This is a genomic window from Streptomyces sp. NPDC033966 (assembly GCF_055575955.1).
Map to the genome: position 1 here is coordinate 156,502 of NZ_JBVIRQ010000015.1, position 16,534 is coordinate 173,035.

The 16,534-nt window shown below is 74.3% G+C and carries 17 protein-coding genes; 10 read left to right on the forward strand and 7 right to left on the reverse strand.

From position 1 onward, the window contains the following. Positions 1–28 precede the first annotated feature (28 nt). On the reverse strand, positions 29–1,009 hold the full coding sequence (locus ACZ518_RS32995; protein WP_469116700.1) for a hypothetical protein: 981 nt from the start codon (positions 1,007–1,009) through the stop codon (positions 29–31). A 192-nt stretch (positions 1,010–1,201) separates the two neighbouring features. Here ACZ518_RS32995 and ACZ518_RS33000 point away from each other — a divergent pair, with 192 nt between their 5' ends. From ACZ518_RS33000 to ACZ518_RS33040, 9 genes are all read left to right on the forward strand, one after another. Then, positions 1,202–1,492, forward strand: coding sequence for a cation transporter (locus ACZ518_RS33000; protein WP_469116701.1), 291 nt, complete (start codon positions 1,202–1,204; stop codon positions 1,490–1,492). 95 nt (positions 1,493–1,587) lie between these two features. Next, positions 1,588–3,843, forward strand: a complete 2,256-nt coding sequence (locus ACZ518_RS33005; protein ID WP_469116702.1) for a heavy metal translocating P-type ATPase — start codon at positions 1,588–1,590, stop codon at positions 3,841–3,843. A gap of 9 nt (positions 3,844–3,852) precedes the next feature. Next, the gene (locus tag ACZ518_RS33010; protein WP_469116703.1) at positions 3,853–4,134 is read left to right on the forward strand and encodes a metal-sensitive transcriptional regulator; all 282 of its coding nucleotides are present in this window, start codon (positions 3,853–3,855) and stop codon (positions 4,132–4,134) included. 158 nt (positions 4,135–4,292) lie between these two features. Next, complete coding sequence (locus ACZ518_RS33015; RefSeq protein ID WP_469116704.1) at positions 4,293–4,682, forward strand: BlaI/MecI/CopY family transcriptional regulator; 390 nt, start codon at positions 4,293–4,295, stop codon at positions 4,680–4,682. Further along, positions 4,679–5,587: a M56 family metallopeptidase gene (locus tag ACZ518_RS33020; RefSeq protein ID WP_469116705.1), complete on the forward strand. Its 909-nt coding sequence runs from the start codon at positions 4,679–4,681 to the stop codon at positions 5,585–5,587. Before ACZ518_RS33015 ends, ACZ518_RS33020 begins: the two co-directional genes overlap by 4 nt. Before the next feature lie 149 nt (positions 5,588–5,736). Next, on the forward strand, positions 5,737–6,216 hold the full coding sequence (locus tag ACZ518_RS33025; RefSeq protein WP_469116706.1) for a GNAT family N-acetyltransferase: 480 nt from the start codon (positions 5,737–5,739) through the stop codon (positions 6,214–6,216). 173 nt (positions 6,217–6,389) lie between these two features. Then, positions 6,390–7,262 (forward strand): SAM-dependent methyltransferase, encoded by an 873-nt coding sequence (locus tag ACZ518_RS33030; RefSeq protein WP_469116707.1) that lies wholly within the window; start codon positions 6,390–6,392, stop codon positions 7,260–7,262. Positions 7,263–7,448: 186 nt separating this feature from the next. Continuing rightward, complete coding sequence (locus ACZ518_RS33035; RefSeq protein WP_469116708.1) at positions 7,449–7,889, forward strand: Fur family transcriptional regulator; 441 nt, start codon at positions 7,449–7,451, stop codon at positions 7,887–7,889. A gap of 225 nt (positions 7,890–8,114) precedes the next feature. Further along, positions 8,115–9,167, forward strand: coding sequence for a helix-turn-helix transcriptional regulator (locus ACZ518_RS33040; RefSeq protein WP_469116709.1), 1,053 nt, complete (start codon positions 8,115–8,117; stop codon positions 9,165–9,167). A 197-nt stretch (positions 9,168–9,364) separates the two neighbouring features. Here ACZ518_RS33040 and ACZ518_RS33045 read toward each other — a convergent pair whose 3' ends face one another. The 4 genes from ACZ518_RS33045 to ACZ518_RS33060 form a co-directional block, all read right to left on the reverse strand. Then, a complete protein-coding gene (locus ACZ518_RS33045; protein ID WP_469116710.1) occupies positions 9,365–9,490 on the reverse strand; it encodes a hypothetical protein in 126 nt (41 codons plus the stop codon). Positions 9,491–9,660: 170 nt separating this feature from the next. After that, the gene (gene mshA, locus ACZ518_RS33050; RefSeq protein ID WP_469116724.1) at positions 9,661–10,977 is read right to left on the reverse strand and encodes a D-inositol-3-phosphate glycosyltransferase; all 1,317 of its coding nucleotides are present in this window, start codon (positions 10,975–10,977) and stop codon (positions 9,661–9,663) included. Between the two features lie 210 nt (positions 10,978–11,187). Then, the gene (locus ACZ518_RS33055) at positions 11,188–12,762 is read right to left on the reverse strand and encodes a class I tRNA ligase family protein (RefSeq protein WP_469116711.1); all 1,575 of its coding nucleotides are present in this window, start codon (positions 12,760–12,762) and stop codon (positions 11,188–11,190) included. A gap of 176 nt (positions 12,763–12,938) precedes the next feature. After that, positions 12,939–14,738 (reverse strand): asparagine synthetase B family protein, encoded by a 1,800-nt coding sequence (locus tag ACZ518_RS33060; RefSeq protein WP_469116712.1) that lies wholly within the window; start codon positions 14,736–14,738, stop codon positions 12,939–12,941. Between the two features lie 145 nt (positions 14,739–14,883). Here ACZ518_RS33060 and ACZ518_RS33065 point away from each other — a divergent pair, with 145 nt between their 5' ends. Further along, entirely contained in the window at positions 14,884–15,627 is a 744-nt protein-coding gene (locus ACZ518_RS33065) for a PIG-L deacetylase family protein (RefSeq protein ID WP_469116713.1), read from the forward strand. A gap of 78 nt (positions 15,628–15,705) precedes the next feature. On the opposite strand, the gene ACZ518_RS33070 is transcribed toward ACZ518_RS33065, so the two are convergent. Beyond that, a complete protein-coding gene (locus ACZ518_RS33070; RefSeq protein ID WP_469116714.1) occupies positions 15,706–16,392 on the reverse strand; it encodes a maleylpyruvate isomerase family mycothiol-dependent enzyme in 687 nt (228 codons plus the stop codon). Positions 16,393–16,397: 5 nt separating this feature from the next. Next, on the reverse strand, positions 16,398–16,534 hold a 137-nt coding region (locus ACZ518_RS33075), incomplete at its 5' end, for an adenosylhomocysteinase (protein ID WP_468596207.1).

Genomic DNA, 16,534 nt, shown 5'->3' on the forward strand with positions numbered 1-16,534 from the left:
TCTCGTACGTCCCTCTGCTTGTGCGCGCTCAGTGGGCGTGGTCGCCCGGCTCCTCCGGCGCCGCGGGGCCGGCCGCGGGACCGGCCGCGGGACCGGCGCCGGCGCCGCCCGCGTTGACCGTGAAGGCCGCCGTACGCACCTTGCCCTCGTGCTGGAAGTCCAGGAAGAGCCGGTACGTGCCCGCGCTCGGGGCGGTTGCGGTGAAGGAGACGTCCGGGCCGGGGCCGCCCTCGTTGGGGTGGACGTGCAGGTAGGCGAGGTCTCCGTCGCGCAGGGCGACGAGATGGCCGTAAGCACCCAGGTACGGTTCAAGGTTGGTGACGGGCTTGCCGTCCTTGCTGACCGTGAGCTTGAGTTCGCCCGCCTTGCCGGGGTCGAGGGTTCCGCCCAGGGCCACCCGGTAGCCGTCCACCTCGGCCGTGTTCACGGCCGGCGGCATCGGGGCCGGCTCGTACACCCCGGGGACCGTGAGGTCCGCGCCGAGGGTGACGTTCTTCGCGCCGGGCACGGCGGGGGCGAAGTCGGCGAACGCCTTGTAGGCGCCGGCCGCGGGCAGGTCCACGGGCGCCGACCAGGTGCCGTCCTGCGCCCGCACCGGGTGCAGGTGGCGGTAGACCGTGAGGTCGCGCGAGGCCACGATGAAGTGCAGCTCCTTGCCGTGCTCGGTCTTGTACCCGGTGACCTTGCGGCCCTCCGCGTCCTTGACCGAGAACCGCAGCTCGCCCTGGCCCGCCGCGATCCGCGGGGTGTCCAGGCTCAGCGTGTAGCCGCCCTCCGAGACCTGGAGACCGCCGGCCGCGGGGCCCTGGGCCGCCGCCTGGTCATGACCCCCGTGGCCCTCCGGGGTCCCGGACGCCCCGGATCCGGCGGACGCCCGCGCGGCGTGGGCGCCGTGCGCCGGCGCGGCCGGCGCGCCCACGGGCCCCACGCCCGCACCCACCCCGTAGGCGGTGCCGAAGGTCGCCGCCAGGGCTGCGGCGAAAACGGTGATCTTCACTCCGGTGTTCATGGCTGATCTCCCCTACGACGTACGTACCACTGCCGCATCCAGCGGTTTCATGGACTTCACCATACCCCCCAGGGGTATCAAGTCAAGCTGGAGGAACACTTGCGATGCATACCACCGGGGGGTATATCTGGAGTCAGGCCGGATACCCCCAGCGGGTATCGGCACGACTGAGGTCCGATCTAGGAGAAACACATGTCTTCCTGCTGCACCCCCGAAGGCACCTGCGGTACGAACGCCGCCGAGACCACCACCTCCGTGGCCGTGGTCGACACCACCGCCACCGCCTACCGGGTGTCCGGCATGTCCTGCGGGCACTGCCGGACCGCCATCACCGCCTCCGTCGGGGCGCTCGACGGGGTCGTCTCCGTCGACGTGGACGTCGACGGCGGCGTGGTCACCGTGATCACCGCCGGCGAGCCCGACGACGCGGCGATCACCGCGGCGGTCGACGACGCCGGCTACGAGCTGACCGGCCGGGTCTGACACCCGGTCCGCCCCCGACCCACCCGGCCGCCGGGGCCCCGTCCGTCCCACCGGGCCCCGGCCCCCACCCCGCGCTCGAACGAGGAGCAGCACTCATGACCACCATCACTCCCGGCGCCGCCCAGGTCGAGCTCGCCATCGGCGGCATGACCTGCGCCTCGTGCGCGGCACGCATCGAGAAGAAGCTCAACCGCATGGACGGCGTCGAGGCCACCGTCAACTACGCCACCGAGAAGGCCAAGGTCACCTTCGACGCCGACATCTCCGTCGCGGACCTGATCGCCACGGTCGAGGCCACCGGCTACACCGCGCAGGAGCCGGCGCCGCCGCGCACCGGCGGCGCCGGCCCCGAGGGGGAGCAGCCCGAGCACGACGAGCTCGCGCCGCTGCGCCAGCGGCTCGTCACCGCGGTCTCCCTCGCGGTGCCCGTCATCGCGATGGCGATGGCCCCGGCCCTCCAGATCGACTACTGGCAGTGGCTCTCGCTGACCCTGACCGCGCCCGTCGTCACGTACGCGGCCTGGCCCTTCCACCGCGCCGCCTGGACCAACGCCAGGCACGGCGCGGCCACCATGGACACCCTGATCTCGGTGGGCACGATCGCCGCGTTCCTGTGGTCGCTGTGGGCCCTGTTCTTCGGCACGGCCGGCACCCCCGGCATGACCCACGCCTTCGAGTTCAGCATCGCCCGCACCGACGGCGCGGGGAACATCTACCTGGAGGCCGCGGCCGGCGTCGTCGCCTTCATCCTGGCGGGCCGGTACTTCGAGGCCAAGTCCAAGCGCAAGGCCGGAGCGGCCCTCAAGGCGCTGCTGGAGCTGGGCGCCAAGGAGGTCACCGTGCTGCGCGGCGGCCGCGAGGTGACCGTGCCGACGGCCGACCTCCAGGTCGGGGACCGCTTCCTGGTCCGTCCCGGCGAGAAGATCGCCACCGACGGCACCGTCGTCGAGGGCTCCTCCGCCGTCGACGCCTCCATGCTCACCGGCGAGTCCGTGCCCGTGGAGGTCTCCGTCGGCGACTCCGTCACCGGCGCCACCCTCAACGCCGGCGGCCGCCTGGTCGTCGAGGCCACCCGGGTCGGCTCCGACACCCAGCTCGCCCGGATGGCCCGGCTGGTCGAGGACGCCCAGAACGGCAAGGCCGCCGCCCAGCGGCTCGCCGACAAGATCTCCGCGGTGTTCGTCCCCGTCGTCATCGGACTGGCCCTGGCCACCCTCGGGTTCTGGCTCGGCACCGGATCGGGCCTGGCGGCCGCCTTCACCGCCGCCGTCGCCGTACTGATCATCGCCTGCCCCTGCGCCCTGGGCCTGGCCACCCCGACCGCCCTCATGGTCGGCACCGGCCGCGGCGCCCAGCTCGGCATCCTCATCAAGGGCCCCGAGGTCCTGGAGAGCACCCGCAAGGTCGACACCATCGTCCTGGACAAGACCGGCACCGTCACCACCGGCCACATGACCCTGCTGCGCGTCCACACCGCCGAGGACACCGACGAGGCCGAGGTGCTCCGCCTCGCCGGAGCGCTGGAGCACTCCTCCGAACACCCCATCGCGCAGGCCGTCGCCGCCGGCGCCGCCGCCCGGGTCGGCGCCCTGCCCGCCCCCGAGGACTTCGCGAACATCCCCGGCCTCGGCGTACAGGGCATCGTCGACGGCCACGCGGTCCTCGTCGGCCGCGGCAAGCTGCTCGCCGAGTGGGCGATGGAGCTGCCCGCGCACCTGGAGCGCGCCAAGTCCGAGGCGGAGGCCGCCGGCCGCACCGCGATCGCGGTGGCCTGGGACGGCCGGGCCCGCGCGGTCCTGGAGGTCGCGGACGCGGTCAAGGACACCAGCGCCGAGGCCATCCGCCGGCTGCGCGCCCTCGGCCTCACCCCGATCCTGCTGACCGGCGACAACAAGGCCGTCGCCGAGACGGTGGCCCGCGAGGTCGGCATCGACGAGGTCATCGCCGAGGTCATGCCGCAGGACAAGGTCGACGTCGTCAAGCGGCTCCAGGCCGAGGGCCGCAGCGTCGCGATGGTGGGCGACGGCGTCAACGACGCGGCCGCGCTCGCCCAGGCGGACCTGGGCCTGGCCATGGGCACCGGCACCGACGCGGCCATCGAGGCCGGCGACCTGACCCTCGTACGCGGCGACCTGCGGGCCGCGGCGGACGCCATCCGGCTCGCCCGCAAGACCCTCGGCACCATCCGCTCGAACCTGTTCTGGGCCTTCGCCTACAACGTGGCCGCCCTGCCGCTCGCTGCGGCCGGACTGCTCAACCCGATGATCGCCGGAGCGGCCATGGCCTTCTCCTCGGTCTTCGTCGTCGGCAACAGCCTGCGCCTGCGCGGCTTCCGGGCCGCCACCGACTGAGGAGCCCCCGTGGCCGGTTACACAGAACACAAGGAAGACGTCATCAGACGGCTGCGGCGGATCGAGGGCCAGGTCCGCGGCGTGCAGCGGATGGTCACCGAGGACGTCTACTGCATCGACGTGCTCACCCAGGTCTCCGCGATCAACGCCGCGCTCCAGTCCTGCGCCGTGGTCCTGCTCGACGAACACCTCGCCTGCTGCGTCACCGAGGCCGTCGCCAGGGGCGGGGACGAGGCGAAGGCCAAGGTCGGCGAGGCGACCAGGGCCATCGCCCGCCTGATCCGCACCTGACGGGCCCCGCCCGGCCCCGCGCCCGCCGCCCCTCCACCGCACGGTTCGCGGTGGAGGGGCGGCGGGCGTTCCGGCCCCCGTGTACCGGTGCGGGGTATGCCCCCGCCGCCGGGACGGGCCGTACGATGAGCCGCTCGCGAGGGGGAGGGCCGAGAGGGATGCGCGTACGCCGGCTGGGAGAGCTGGAGGCCGAGATCATGGACCGGGTGTGGCAGTGGGAACGCCCCGCCTCGGTCCGCGAGATCGTGGACGACATAAACCGGGTCCGCAAGGTCGCCTACACCACCGTCATGACCGTGGCGGACATCCTGTACCGCAAGGGCTGGCTGAGCCGTGAGAAATCCGGCCGGGCCTGGATGTACGAGGCGGTGCGCAGCCGCGAGGAGTACACCGCGGCACTGATGCAGGACGCGCTCGGCGACAGCCAGGACCGCAGGGCCACGCTGCTGCGGTTCGTGGAGCGGATGTCCCACGAGGACGTGGAGGCCCTGGACGAGGCCCTGCGCGCCGCCCGCACCGACCGTCCGGCCGACGGGAGCTGCCGGTGAACCACCACGTACTGCCGCCCCTCGGACTCGCCCTGATGACCGGTCTGGTGCTGCCGTTACTGCTGGTGCGCGCCCGCTGGGCCCAGCAGGTGCCCCGGCTGGGGCTGGCCGCCTGGATCGCCTGCGGCGCCGTCTTCGCACTGTCCACGGCCATGGTGCCGGCCCAGCTGCTGCTCCCCCCGGAGACCAGCCACCGCCTCGTCGACGCGGTCCTGACCCTGACCCCGCCCTCCCCCGCGCGGCTGGCCGCGGCCACCGCGCGCGAGACCCTCGCCGCGGTGGCCGCGCTGGCGGTCCTGGCGGTACCGGCCACCGGTTTCGTACGCGAGCTCGTGCGGGCGCGCCGGGCCCGCACCCGGCACGCCGAACTGCTGCGCCTCGTCGGCCGGTACGACTCCCGGATCGGGGCGACCGTACTGGAGGACGCGCGCCCGGCGGTGTACTGCCTGCCGGGGCGTTCCCGGCGGGTCGTGGTGTCCTCGGGGGCCCTGGACGTGCTGACGGAACAGGAGCTGGGTGCGGCGCTCGCCCATGAGCGGGCCCACATCGGCGGCCGCCACCACCTGCTGGTCGCGGCGGCGGGCGCGTACTCGGCGGTGTTCCGCCGGCTGCCGCTGGCCCGGATCGGCGGACGGACGGTGCCGCTGCTGCTGGAGATGGCCGCCGACGACCGGGCGCTGCACGGGTGTTCGAGCGAGGCGCTGGCGACGGCGCTGTACGCGCTGGCCTCGGGGCGGGCGCCGCGCCGGGCGTTCGCGGCGGGCGGGCCGTCGGCGGCGGTGCGGATGCGGCGCATCCTGGGGCCGCGCCGGGCGGGACGCCCGGTGCTGCGCGGGGTGTTGGCGGTGGCCGGAGCGGTGTCGACGGTCGTTCCGCTGGTGGTCGCGTGTTGCTGGACGTCCTGACAGCGGATTGCCCTCTTCCTCTTCCCTTCCCCAACCCGGCTATTTACTAAGCCAATTCGTAGATTTCCCGCCGCCCCCGGCCACTCGAATTGCCCGCTATTCTGAGCGCGTGCGGGCTCAGGACCGGTACGGGGAGAGGTGCGGAAAGAATGCTGCTGGCTGACGTGCGGACGGCAGCTCCCGGTGACGCGACGGCCATTTCCCGGCTCCTCGCCGAAGCGATTCGCGACGGCTACGGTGAGGCCCTCGGGGAAATCCGGGTCGGCCGGCTGGTGTCGGACCATTGCGCCCTGCCGCGCATAAGAGCGGAAATTGAAATTCCCGGCGGCGCCCCCGCCTGGCTGGGCTGGCTGGTCGCTGCCGACATCGACGGCACCGTCGTGGGGGCCGTTTCCGGCGGCGTGCCGGTCGCCGGCGAGGGCGAGATCTACGCCCTGTGCGTGACCCCGGACCGGCAGCGGGAGGGCATCGGCACGGCGCTGCTGGAGGCGGCCACCGGCCGGATGCGGGCGCACGGGGCCGCGTACCAGCGGATCACGCTGCCCGTCGAACAGGCCCCGGCGCTGCCCTTCTTCACCCACCACGGCTTCGGCACGCTCACACCGGTCAGGTTCGGCCGCGCCCTCTGACGGACGCCCGTCCTCCGCGGGGGCGTGGCAGATCCACGCCATCGCGTGTTCACGCAGCCCGTTGCTCTGGCCCCGGACCTCCCGCGCAGGACAGGATCTCACCAGCGGCGCGGTCCCGGCGGCACGGGAGCCCCGCCCCGGAGGCCTGGACCGAGCGACCCCCTGGAGGAGCGATGCAGACACCGAGCGGCATTTTTTCCCCGCCCGTCCCGCAGGTCGTGCCCGCCCCGTTCACGCCGGTCACGCGGGCGCCCGTCCCGCCCCCCGCCGGCTTCCTGCCCGGCCTGGAGTCGACCGCGCCCGCCGACGAGGACTCGCTCTGGCTGCAGGACGCGCTGCTGGGCCCGCACAGCGCGGACATCGTCCGCTACCTGGGTCTCGCGCGGGACTGCGGCGGCGGTCCGGTCCTGGACCTGGGCTGCGGCGCGGGGCGGCTCGCGGTGCCGTTCGCCCGCCAGGGCTTCCGGGTCGAGGCCGTGGACCGGGACGCCGCCAGCCTGGAGCGGCTGCGGGCCTGGGGCCGGCGGATCGGGCCGCAGGTGTCGGAGCGGCTGGTGACCACCCGGGCCGACCTGGCGGGGCTGCGGCTGCGGGGCTCGTACCGGCTGGCCCTGCTGGCCGGGGCGATGATCTCCGCCGTGCCGCCCCACGCCCGTCCGGGGCTGCTGCGCGAGGTCGCCGCACACCTGGAGCCGGGCGGCGCGCTCGCCCTGGACTTCACGGCGCACCGGCTGCGCGGGCTGTCGCAGGACCCCTCGCGCACCTGGGCGTTCCAGGTGCCGCGGTTCGACGGGGTGGAGGAGTGGACGGTGGCCCGCCAGGAGTTCGACCTGGACGGCATGAGCGAGCACATCACCTACCACTCCGTCCGCACGGGGAAGCTGAGCAGCGAGCGGGTGGCCGGAGCCACCCGCAAATGGATCATCGACCCGGAGCGGCTGACCGCCGAACTGCACGGGGCGGGCCTGCGCGTGGAGCGCCGACGCGGCCACCGCGTGGACGAGCGGACGGAGAGCGTCCTGCTCGTCTGCCGGGCCGACGGCTGACCTGCGGCCGCCGTTCCTCGGGCGCCCCGACAACGCGGCGAGGTGCGGTGCCAGGCGGCGCGGGTGTGGGGGCACCTCCCAGCGGTAGCTGGGGGAGCACGATCCGGAAGAGACGGCCCAGGCCGGGCAAGAGGTACGATGCCCACAAAGGTTTGATTGGACCAGATCACGGATGGTGGCGGGGAGATGGCTGTCGCAGAGGAGCCGACCGGCCGCGAGGCGGTGATCCAGCGCCTGCGCGACGTCGGGCTGCGCGTCACCGGCCCCCGCCTCGAAGTACTGCAAGTGCTGTCGGCGGGCGGCCACATGGACGTCGAGTCCATCACCGCCGCCGCCCGCGAGCGGCTCGGGACCCTGACCAGCCAGGCCGTCTACGAGATGCTGCGGCACTTCCTGGAGACCGGGCTGGCGTCGAAGTTCGACCGCCCCGGCCTGCCGGCCGTCTTCGAGATCGCCGGCCCGCCCCACCAGCACGCACTGTGCGTGCGCTGCGGCCGGGTGGAGAACGTCCGGGCGGAAGTGCCCGAGCCGGCCGGCGAGGCGATCCGCGCGTGGCGGATGGGCGAAGGCGCCGAGGTCATCTTCAAGGGGCTCTGCCCCGACTGCCTGGCCGCACCGCAGGACTGACCGTCCGCACCGGCCCCGTCTTCCCTGGGCGGCAAGGCAGTTGACCCGCCCAGGACCCCTCACCACCGCCGCCGGAGCCCCGTCCGGGCCGGCCGCAAGCGCAGTCGCGCACCTCAGAGGCACCCTGTGACGCCCGTCACATCCCGTTCCAGGGGGCGGGAGCCCTCCCATAGGTATGTGCCAAAGTGTGACTGTCGATTCGTAAGATGAGGGGGTCGCTTCGCGATGGCAACGGGCGACGGCAGGGACGGCATCCAGTCCGCCGACAGGGTGCTGGCCTTCTATCAGGAGCTGCGCCTGCGCGGGGTGTCCGACCTGAACGAGGTCTTCCGGGAGCTCGGGATCGCGCCGGAGGAGTACGAGAAGTGGCGCGCGGAGCTGACCTCCCTCGGCCTGATCGTACCGACCGGCACCACCCACGCCACCCGCGCCGACCTCCAGTCCGGCGCGTGGGAGCCGGGTCCGGACGCGGTCACCGTGATCGACCCCGAAATCGCCCTGCTGCGGATGCTCCAGCGCGAACGCGAGCGGCTGCGCGAGCACCTGGACGAGTCCGACCGGGCGTACAGCGCGCTGGAGAGCCTGGTCGGAAGGTTCCTGCGGCCCGGTTCGCTGAACGCTTCCGACGTCGAGGTCGAGATCCTCGACGACTACGGGCGGATCCAGCAGGTGCTGGAGGACATCACCGACGTCATCCGGCACGACCTGACCTCCATGCACGTGACGGCGCTGGTCCGGGAGGTCGCCGACCGGGTGCTCAGCCGCGACCGCCGCCAGATCGACAACGGGGTGCGCATCCGCGCCATCTACCACCAGCGCATCACCAACTCGCCGGAGGCGGTGGAGATGCTCCGCCGCCGGGTCGAGGCCGGGGTGGAGGTCCGCCTGTCCCCCGCCGTCCCGATGAACATGATCATCGCGGACCAGCAGTTCGCCGTGCTGCCCGTGCACCCCGACGACCGGGCGGCAGGGGCGATCCTCGCCCGCGGCCCCGCCCTGGTCCGCTCCTACCTCGCGCTGTACGAGCACTGCTGGCACGCGGCCACCCCGTACGGCGACGACGTGGCGCCGGAACTCGGCGGCGACGGGCTGTCCGAGCAGCAGCGGGCCGCCCTGAAAATGCTCGCCTCGGGAATGAAGGACGAGAAGGTCGCCCGGAATCTCGGGGTGTCCCTGCGGACCGTGAGCCGAATGCTGTCCGAGCTGATGCAGGAAATGGGCGCGTCGAGCCGTTTCGAGGCCGGCGTGCGCGCGCAGCGACTCGGCTGGCTGGACTGATTTCACAGGACACCGACCGGTTCCGGCCCCCTGGAGCCCTTTTCCCGACCCACCCGTGACGGTCCGCCCGTGACGGTCCGCCGAAATACCGCCGCAATACTCGGGGCCCGCCGGACCGCGCCGATCGGGAACGCGAAAAGCCCCGCGCCGCCGGAGGCGGTCACGGGGCTACGAACCGGCCGGGCCGGGCGGGCCGTTCAGTCCCAGCCGTTGTCGTCCGCGCGGGACACCGAGCCGGCGGCGAAGGCCGCGGTACAGGACGGACGGGCGGGGGCGGCGTGACGGGCCTGCGCGCGGATTCCGGTGGTGTGCACGGCGGACATGATTCCTCCAGGAAGTCTGAATACCGATTCCGTCTCCGCGGATCCGTGCCGCCGGTATTCCGTCGAAGACATCTCCATTCTCATATGGATTCCGCGGCCGGACCACTTTCCTGTAGCGCGTTTAGGGTGGATCTGGAGTTCATACAGACGTTACGCCTGCGCATCTTTGGTCAGCTCAAAAGAGCTGTTAGGGTGGCCTTCCGGCCTTCTCGACCCTCCAGGGGAGAGGCGTCGGCGAGGCAGGAGCGTGCCGCCGCTCCTGCCTCACTCACCTCCGGGCCCCACCGCTCCTCGCGCAGTACGTCCCGGTAGACCTCCAGGGTGCGCGCGGCCGCGGCCCGCCAGCTCATGTTCCGTGCGTGGCGCACCGCAGCCCGCCCCATCTCCGCGGCCTCCCCCGGCTGCCCGGCGAACCACCGCAGCCGCCGGGCGTACTCCACCGGGTCGTTGCCGCGCACGAGCAGTCCCGTCTCCCCGTCGCGCACCGCGGTCGGCAGTCCCCCGACCGCCGACGCCAGCACCGGAGTCCCGCACGCCTGGGCCTCCAGCGCGACCAGCCCGAAGGACTCGCTGCGCGAGGGCACCATCAGCACGTCCGCCGCCCGGTACCACCGGGCGAGCTCCGACTGCGGCACCGGCGGGAAGTGGCGCAGTACGTCCGACACCCCCAGCTCGCGCGCCAGTTCCCAGGCCCCGCCGCGCGGCCCGGCCCCCGAATCGCCGCCCACCACCGGGACGATGGTCCGCCGGCGCAGTTCCGGATCCTCCCGCAGCAGTTCGGCGATGGCGCGGACCATCACGTCCGGGCCCTTGAGGGGCTGGATCCGTCCCGCGTACAGGGGGACGAACGCGTCGGCCGGCAGTCCCAGCCGGGCCCGCGCCGCCGCCCGTCCCCGGCCGGGCCCGAAGGTGCGCAGGTCGACCCCCGGCCGGACGATCTCCGTGCGCCGGTCCTCGGCCCCGTACAGCTCGCGCAACGCCCGGGCCTCGTCCGCGGTGTTGGCGATGAGGCGGTCCGCGGAGCCGACCACCTGGTGCTCGCCGCGGATCCGCAGCTCCGGCTCGGGGGTGTCGCCGTCGGCGAGGGCCCCGTTCTTCACCCGGGCCAGGGTGTGCGCGGTGTGCACCAGCGGGATCCGCCAGCCGGCGGCGGCGATCCGGCCCGCCTGTCCGGAGAGCCAGTAGTGCGAGTGCACCAGGTCGTAGCGCCGCTCCTGCTTGAGCAGCGCCAGCGAGAAGGGGACGACCAGGGCGGGCATGTCCTCCTTGGCGAGGGCGGTGCGCGGGCCGGCCTCCAGGTGGCGCACCCGGACGCCGGGGCCGAGGGCGTCCGGGGAGGGGCGGGACTCGCCCCGGCAGCGGGTGAACAGGTCGACCTCGGCGCCCTGTTCGGCGAGCGCGCGGGACAGCTGGACCATGTAGACGTTCATGCCGCCCGCGTCCCCGGTGCCGGGCTGGTGCAGCGGCGAGGTGTGGACACTGAGCATGGCGACGCGCAGGGACACGTGGAGCTCCTACGGGCAGGGGCCGCGCCCGCCCCGCGCCGCCGGGCGACCGGCGCGCGGTCACGCGGCGAAGAAGGGTTTCTGTCGTCTTGCTGTCGTCTTGCTGTCGTGCGGGTCGTGCCCTCGTACGCGTGGCGCCGTCGTACGGGTCCTGCGGACCACGCGGGTGCCGCCGTCCGCGCGGGCGCAGCACTAGAAGCCGAACACCGGCCCCGAGGGCGGGGCCAGTCGGGTGCCCGGGGCGGGCGGGACGAGGGCGGCGGCCGAGACCGGGCCGCCGGGTTCCGCCTTGAGCGCGGCGGCCAGCCGGTCCGCGCCCTCCGGCATCACCGGGCGCGCCCACGCGCCGAGCGCCCGGGCCACCGCCAACTGCGCGGCCAGCACCGGGAGGTGGCGGCCGGCGGCGGTGGGGCGGTGGGCCTCGTGCGCGTTGACGTGGCCGAAGTCGGCCGCGGAGCGCACCATCTCGTCGAGCAGGGCGACCGCCCGGCGCGGGTCGAACGCGTCCGGCGAGTAGGCCTCGCGCAGGTCCTCCAGTCCGCGCAGCAGCCGGCGCTCCAGCACCTCCCAGCCCGAGCCGCCGGGCAGCGCCGCCGGGGCACGTCCCGCGCATTCCTCGCGGACGGCCGTGAAGAGCCCGGCGAGCCAGTTGTTCCAGCTCTCGTCCAGCTCCCGGCGGGCGGTGGCGAGCCGGTCGGCGTGGAAGGCCGTGCGGCGGCCGAGCGGGCGGGCCTGCAGGACGTGCCGGCGCAGGGTGTCCGAGCCGTACTCGGTGATCAGGTCCAGCGCCCAGGCCTTCTGGCCGGAACCCCAGACGAGCGCCTCGTCCTCGATGACGTAGGCCTCGTTGACGCAGAAGTGCTGCGGCAGTTTGAGTCCCTGGGCGAACAGCAGGACCGGCAGCAGCACCGCGTGGCAGAAGGCGTGGCCGAACCCGCAGAAGTGGACGGCCCGTTCGGGCAGCGGCCGGCCGCCGTGCCCGAAGAGGTGCATGGCGGCCGCCTCGAAGCAGCCGTCGATCCGGTGCTCGGGGAAGCCGTCGACGGGGACGGGCAGCCCCCACTCGGCGGGGTGGGACACGGCGATGTCCGGCAGCCCGTCCTCGACGAGGGACTCGCACAGCGCGGCCAGCCTCGGCGGCAGGCCGGTGCCGGCCCAGTACTCGGCGAGCTCCTCGCGGTACGGCTCCAGCGGGATGTACAGCCGCCGGCAGCGCCGGGGCCGGGCCGGGGAGGCGCACAGGGCGCAGCGCGGCTCCAGCAGGTCGCCGCCGTCGTTGGGGCGGGCGCACTCGTGGCACATCCCGCCGTCGCTGACCGCCGCGCAGTGCGGGCAGGTGCCGGTGACGTGCGCTCCGTTGAGCCAGCGTCCGCAGGGCTCGCAGTACGGGGTCAGGCGGGTGCGGGCCGCGATGACCCCGTCCGCGTACAGCTGCCGGAAGAGCTCCGTCAGCCGGCCCCGGTAGCCCTTGTCCTGGCGGGGGCGCACGATGTGGTCGAACTCGACGCCCGAGCGCAGCCAGTCCGACGTGATCGCGGCCCGGTATCCCTCGGCGACCTCCTCCGGTTTGCGGCCGGCGCGGAGCGCGCGGACGTGGACGGAGCTGGCGTGGTCGGCGGTGCCGGTGGTGAACCGGACGGGTTCGCCCTCGGCCCGCAGGAACCGGGCGAGTACGTCGGCGGCGACGTACGGTCCCGCGAGATGGCCGACGTGCAGTTCGCCGTGGGTGGCCGGCGGGGTCGCGGTGATCCAGACGGGGGTGCTCATGGGACCTCCTTGACGCTGTGGTGCTAAGGACGCAGCGAGGCTCGGAACGGAAGGAACAGCGGGTGCCCAGCCAAGACTGACAGAGAAACGAACCGTCCGGTCTGGTTTGGGCTTGCGCGTTCGCGCCGTTGCGTGGACACGCCAGCGGGGCGCCCCCGCGGCCCGGTTCGGGGCCGTCAGGCGGCGCAGTCCACCGGCACGCGCATCCCCCGCACCACCTCGGTCCACAGCTCGTGCGTGGCCAGCGCCCACAGCGCGAGCGCGTCGTGGTCCGACGGCCGCTCCAGCTGACGGGCCAGCAGGGTCCGCACCCGGTCCGGCCGGACCTGCCCGGCCCGTGCCAGCCGCTCCGCCGACAGCAGTTCGCGTACGGGTTCCAGCAGCGGCCCGCCCGGAGCGAGCATCGCGGTGACGGGCAGGGCGAGGGGCTGCCCGGGCCGCCTCCGCACGGCCTTGGGCAGCAGTTCCCGGCCCGCCTCGGCCAGCGCCCGCCGGTCCTGGAGCAGGCGCGGCGGGAGGGCCCGGGCGTGCGCGGCCACCGGGGGCCGGCAGAACGGCGTCCGGGCCTCGACGGCCGAGGCCATGCCCAGGTGGTCGAGCCGGCGCAGGTGCCGGGCCGGCAGCCGCCAGCGGCTCTCGAACGCCGCGACCGCGGCGAGCCGGTCACCGCCCGCGGAGCGCAGCTCCCGCTCGACGCGGTCGGCGGCCGAGCCCTCCTCCGCGATGAAGGACCGGTAGGCGGGCGTGTACAGGTACTCGCGCAGCAGCCGGGGCGCGGCGGACAGCCCGTCGGTGTAGGCGGCGGCCCAGTCGGCGACGAAGGGGCCCGTGGCCGCCGCCCGCGTGCGTGCGTCGGCGCCGAACAGTTCGTCGGCGCCGTCCCCGGTCAGGGCCACGCTGTACCCGGCTTGCCGCACGGCCCGGAAGAGGGCGTACGTGCTCAGCGCGGCCGGGTCGGCGTCGGGCTGCCCCAGGTGCCGGGTGGTGAGGGTCAGCAGCGACCCCAGCTCGGCGGGGTCCAGGGCGACTTCGTGGTGCACGGTACGGGTGTGCCGGGCCACCGAGCGGGCGTACGCGGCCTCGCGGCCGGGCCACCGGCCCCGGTACCCGAGGTGGAAGGCGTGCGGGGCGGGCGCCCCCGCCTCCCGGGCGTACTCGGCCGCCAGCGCGGTGACCAGGCCCGAGGCGAGCCCGCCGCTCGTGAGGACGCACACCGGTACGTCGGCCCGCGCGAGGCGGCGGACCTCCCTGCGGAGCACGTCCGCGGTGGACCGGCGGGCCCGCTCGGGCGCGTCCGGCTCCGGGGGCCGGCGCCGCAGCGCCGCCGGCCTGCCCGGGTGGACGACGGCGGTCGCGCCGGGCGGCAGGGCGCTGATGCCCTCCAGGGCGGTCCGGGCGGAGATCGGGGCGCGCAGGGCGAGGACGGTGTCGAGGCTGTCCGCGCGCGGGGCCGTGCGCACCCCGTCGAAGGCCAGCAGCGCCGGGATCTCGGAGGCGAACCGGAACGCCCCGTCCGCACCCTGGTGGTAGTGCAGGGGCTTGCTGCCCATGGAGTCCACGGCGAGGACCAGCCGGGGGGCCGCGCGGACGTCGAGGACGGCGACGGCGAACATCCCGTCGAGCAGGCGTGCGAAACCCGTCCCGTACTCGGCGTACAGGGCGGGCAGCAGGGTGCCGTCGCACAGGTCGGGGAAGCGGTGGCCGCGGGCGGCGAGTCCGCGCCGCAGCTCGGCGTGGTTGTAGATCTCCCCGCCCAGGACGGCGGCCACCCCCGGCAGGTGGGCCAGCCGGTACGGCTGCCGCCCGCCGCGCGGGTCCGTCACCGCGAGCCGGTCGCAGCCCAGCGCCCACCCCGGCCCGCGCAGCACCTGGTGCCCGTCGGGGCCGCCGTGCCGCTGCCGGGCCGAGACCGCCGCCAGCTCGGCCGGGTCGGGTGCGGCCGCCCCGGCCGCGAGCGAGCCGAAAATCCTGCCCATGCCGGACACCTCCGCTTCCCACGCACGCGTGGTTCCCTCGACGATGTGGAGCAGTGAAGTCTGCGAGTGGCGTAGAGGCGACATGTCGCGAGTACGCCAAAGGAGCCGCCTTGCGGCCGGTGCCCGCGCCCAACAGGCTGATCACATGGAACACTTCGCGACCGATCGCATAGACCGCAGCGCCCCCGAATCCCTGCTGGTCGTGGCCGCGCACCCGGACGACATCGAGTTCTGCGTCAGCGGGACGGTCATGCGGTGGATCGCGCAGGGCACCACCCGGGTGACGTACTGCATCGTCACCGACGGCGGTGCGGGCGGCTACGACGAGCAGCTCCCCCGCCAGGCCATGGGGGACCTGCGCCGCGCCGAACAGGTCCACTCGGCCAAGCGCAGCGGCGTCGACGACGTCCGTTTCCTCGGCTACCCCGACAGCTACGTCGAGGCGAGCGTGGAGCTGCGCCGGGACCTGTGCCGGGTGATCCGGCAGGTCCGGCCGCAGCGTGCCGTCATCCCGAGCCCGGAGATCAACTGGGGCCGGATCGCGGACCTGCACCCCGATCACCGGGCGGTGGGCGACGCCGCCCTGCGGGCCGTCTATCCCGAGGCGCGCAACCCGTTCGCGCACCCCGAACTCCTCCGGGAGGAGGGCCTGGAGCCGTGGATCGTGCCGGAGCTGTGGCTGATGACCGGGCCCACGCCCAACCAGTACGTCGACGTCACCCCCGTCTTCGACCGCAAGGTCGAGGCCCTGCGCATCCACACCTCGCAGACCGCGCACTTCGACGACCTGGCGGGGCTGCTGCGGGAGTGGCTGGGCGAGCACGCCCGGGCGGCGGGGCTGCCCGCGGGCCGGATGGCGGAGGCCTTCCAGGTCGTCAGGATCGAGTGACCGGGGGCGAGTTCCGCCGGGGCCGGGCCGCGTTCGCCGTGTGGGGCGTACGGGACCCGGCCCTCGTGCTGTCCGGGGTCACCGGTAGATGAGCAGTTCCGCCTCGGCCGCGCCCGCCAGTTCGTAGCGGGTCGCGACCAGGGGGCGGCCGGAGTAGAGGCGGATCAGCGTCGCCGCGTCCCCCCGGAAGCGGGCCGGGGCCCGGCCGGGCACCTCGTTGCCCAGGACCAGCGGGCCCCCCGGGCCGCCGATGTCCGCGACCAGCCGGGGCGTCTCCCGCTTGCGGCTGACCATCCGCAGCAGCGGCAGGGCCAGCGGCAGGCTGTCGCCGGCGTACTCCCCGGGCTCCCCGAACGCCGCGCGGACGTCGCCCGCGTGGATCCACTCCCCCAGGGCCACCGCGTCGAGCGTGCCGTCGCCCTCGGCGATGACCGGGCCGGCCTCGGTGAGCCCGCGCTCCAGCTCGTCCACGATCCGTGCGAGGGGCCAGTCCACGCGCTCCGCCACGTCGGCGGCGTTGGCGGCGGGCAGGAACACCCCTTCCTCCAGCCGGCCCTCCACGATGCGGACCAGGGCGGCCGCGCAGTGCGCGAGCACGTCCCTGGCGGTCCACCCCGGGCAGGCGGTGCGGAGCCCGTACGCCGCCTCCGGCGTACGCCGCAACAGCGGTAACAGCGCGTCCCGTTCGGTGCGCAGCAGCCGGTCCGGAAGCCAGGGGTCGCGCACCTCGGCGCCGGACTCCACGGCCGCTTCCCTGATGACCATGGCCGTCAGTAGCGGTAGTGGTCGGGCTTGTACGGGCCCTCGACCTCGACGCCGATGTACGCGGCCTGCTCCGGGCGCAGGGTGGTGAGCTTGACGCCCAGCGCGTCCAGGTGGAGGCGGGCGACCTTCTCGTCCAGGTGCT

Excerpts from the sequence above, each read along its gene's own strand:
- ACZ518_RS33005 (WP_469116702.1), top strand. The coding sequence starts at position 1,588 with ATGACCACCATCACTCCCGGCGCCGCCCAGGTCGAGCTCGCCATCGGC.
- ACZ518_RS33015 (WP_469116704.1), top strand. The coding sequence starts at position 4,293 with ATGCGCGTACGCCGGCTGGGAGAGCTGGAGGCCGAGATCATGGACCGG.
- ACZ518_RS33000 (WP_469116701.1), top strand. The coding sequence starts at position 1,202 with ATGTCTTCCTGCTGCACCCCCGAAGGCACCTGCGGTACGAACGCCGCC.
- ACZ518_RS33070 (WP_469116714.1), bottom strand. The coding sequence starts at position 16,392 with ATGGTCATCAGGGAAGCGGCCGTGGAGTCCGGCGCCGAGGTGCGCGAC.
- ACZ518_RS33045 (WP_469116710.1), bottom strand. The coding sequence starts at position 9,490 with ATGTCCGCCGTGCACACCACCGGAATCCGCGCGCAGGCCCGTCACGCC.
- ACZ518_RS32995 (WP_469116700.1), bottom strand. The coding sequence starts at position 1,009 with ATGAACACCGGAGTGAAGATCACCGTTTTCGCCGCAGCCCTGGCGGCG.
- ACZ518_RS33030 (WP_469116707.1), top strand. The coding sequence starts at position 6,390 with ATGCAGACACCGAGCGGCATTTTTTCCCCGCCCGTCCCGCAGGTCGTG.
- ACZ518_RS33065 (WP_469116713.1), top strand. The coding sequence starts at position 14,884 with ATGGAACACTTCGCGACCGATCGCATAGACCGCAGCGCCCCCGAATCC.
- ACZ518_RS33040 (WP_469116709.1), top strand. The coding sequence starts at position 8,115 with ATGGCAACGGGCGACGGCAGGGACGGCATCCAGTCCGCCGACAGGGTG.
- ACZ518_RS33035 (WP_469116708.1), top strand. The coding sequence starts at position 7,449 with ATGGCTGTCGCAGAGGAGCCGACCGGCCGCGAGGCGGTGATCCAGCGC.
- ACZ518_RS33060 (WP_469116712.1), bottom strand. The coding sequence starts at position 14,738 with ATGGGCAGGATTTTCGGCTCGCTCGCGGCCGGGGCGGCCGCACCCGAC.
- ACZ518_RS33025 (WP_469116706.1), top strand. The coding sequence starts at position 5,737 with ATGCTGCTGGCTGACGTGCGGACGGCAGCTCCCGGTGACGCGACGGCC.
- ACZ518_RS33055 (WP_469116711.1), bottom strand. The coding sequence starts at position 12,762 with ATGAGCACCCCCGTCTGGATCACCGCGACCCCGCCGGCCACCCACGGC.
- mshA (WP_469116724.1), bottom strand. The coding sequence starts at position 10,977 with ATGCTCAGTGTCCACACCTCGCCGCTGCACCAGCCCGGCACCGGGGAC.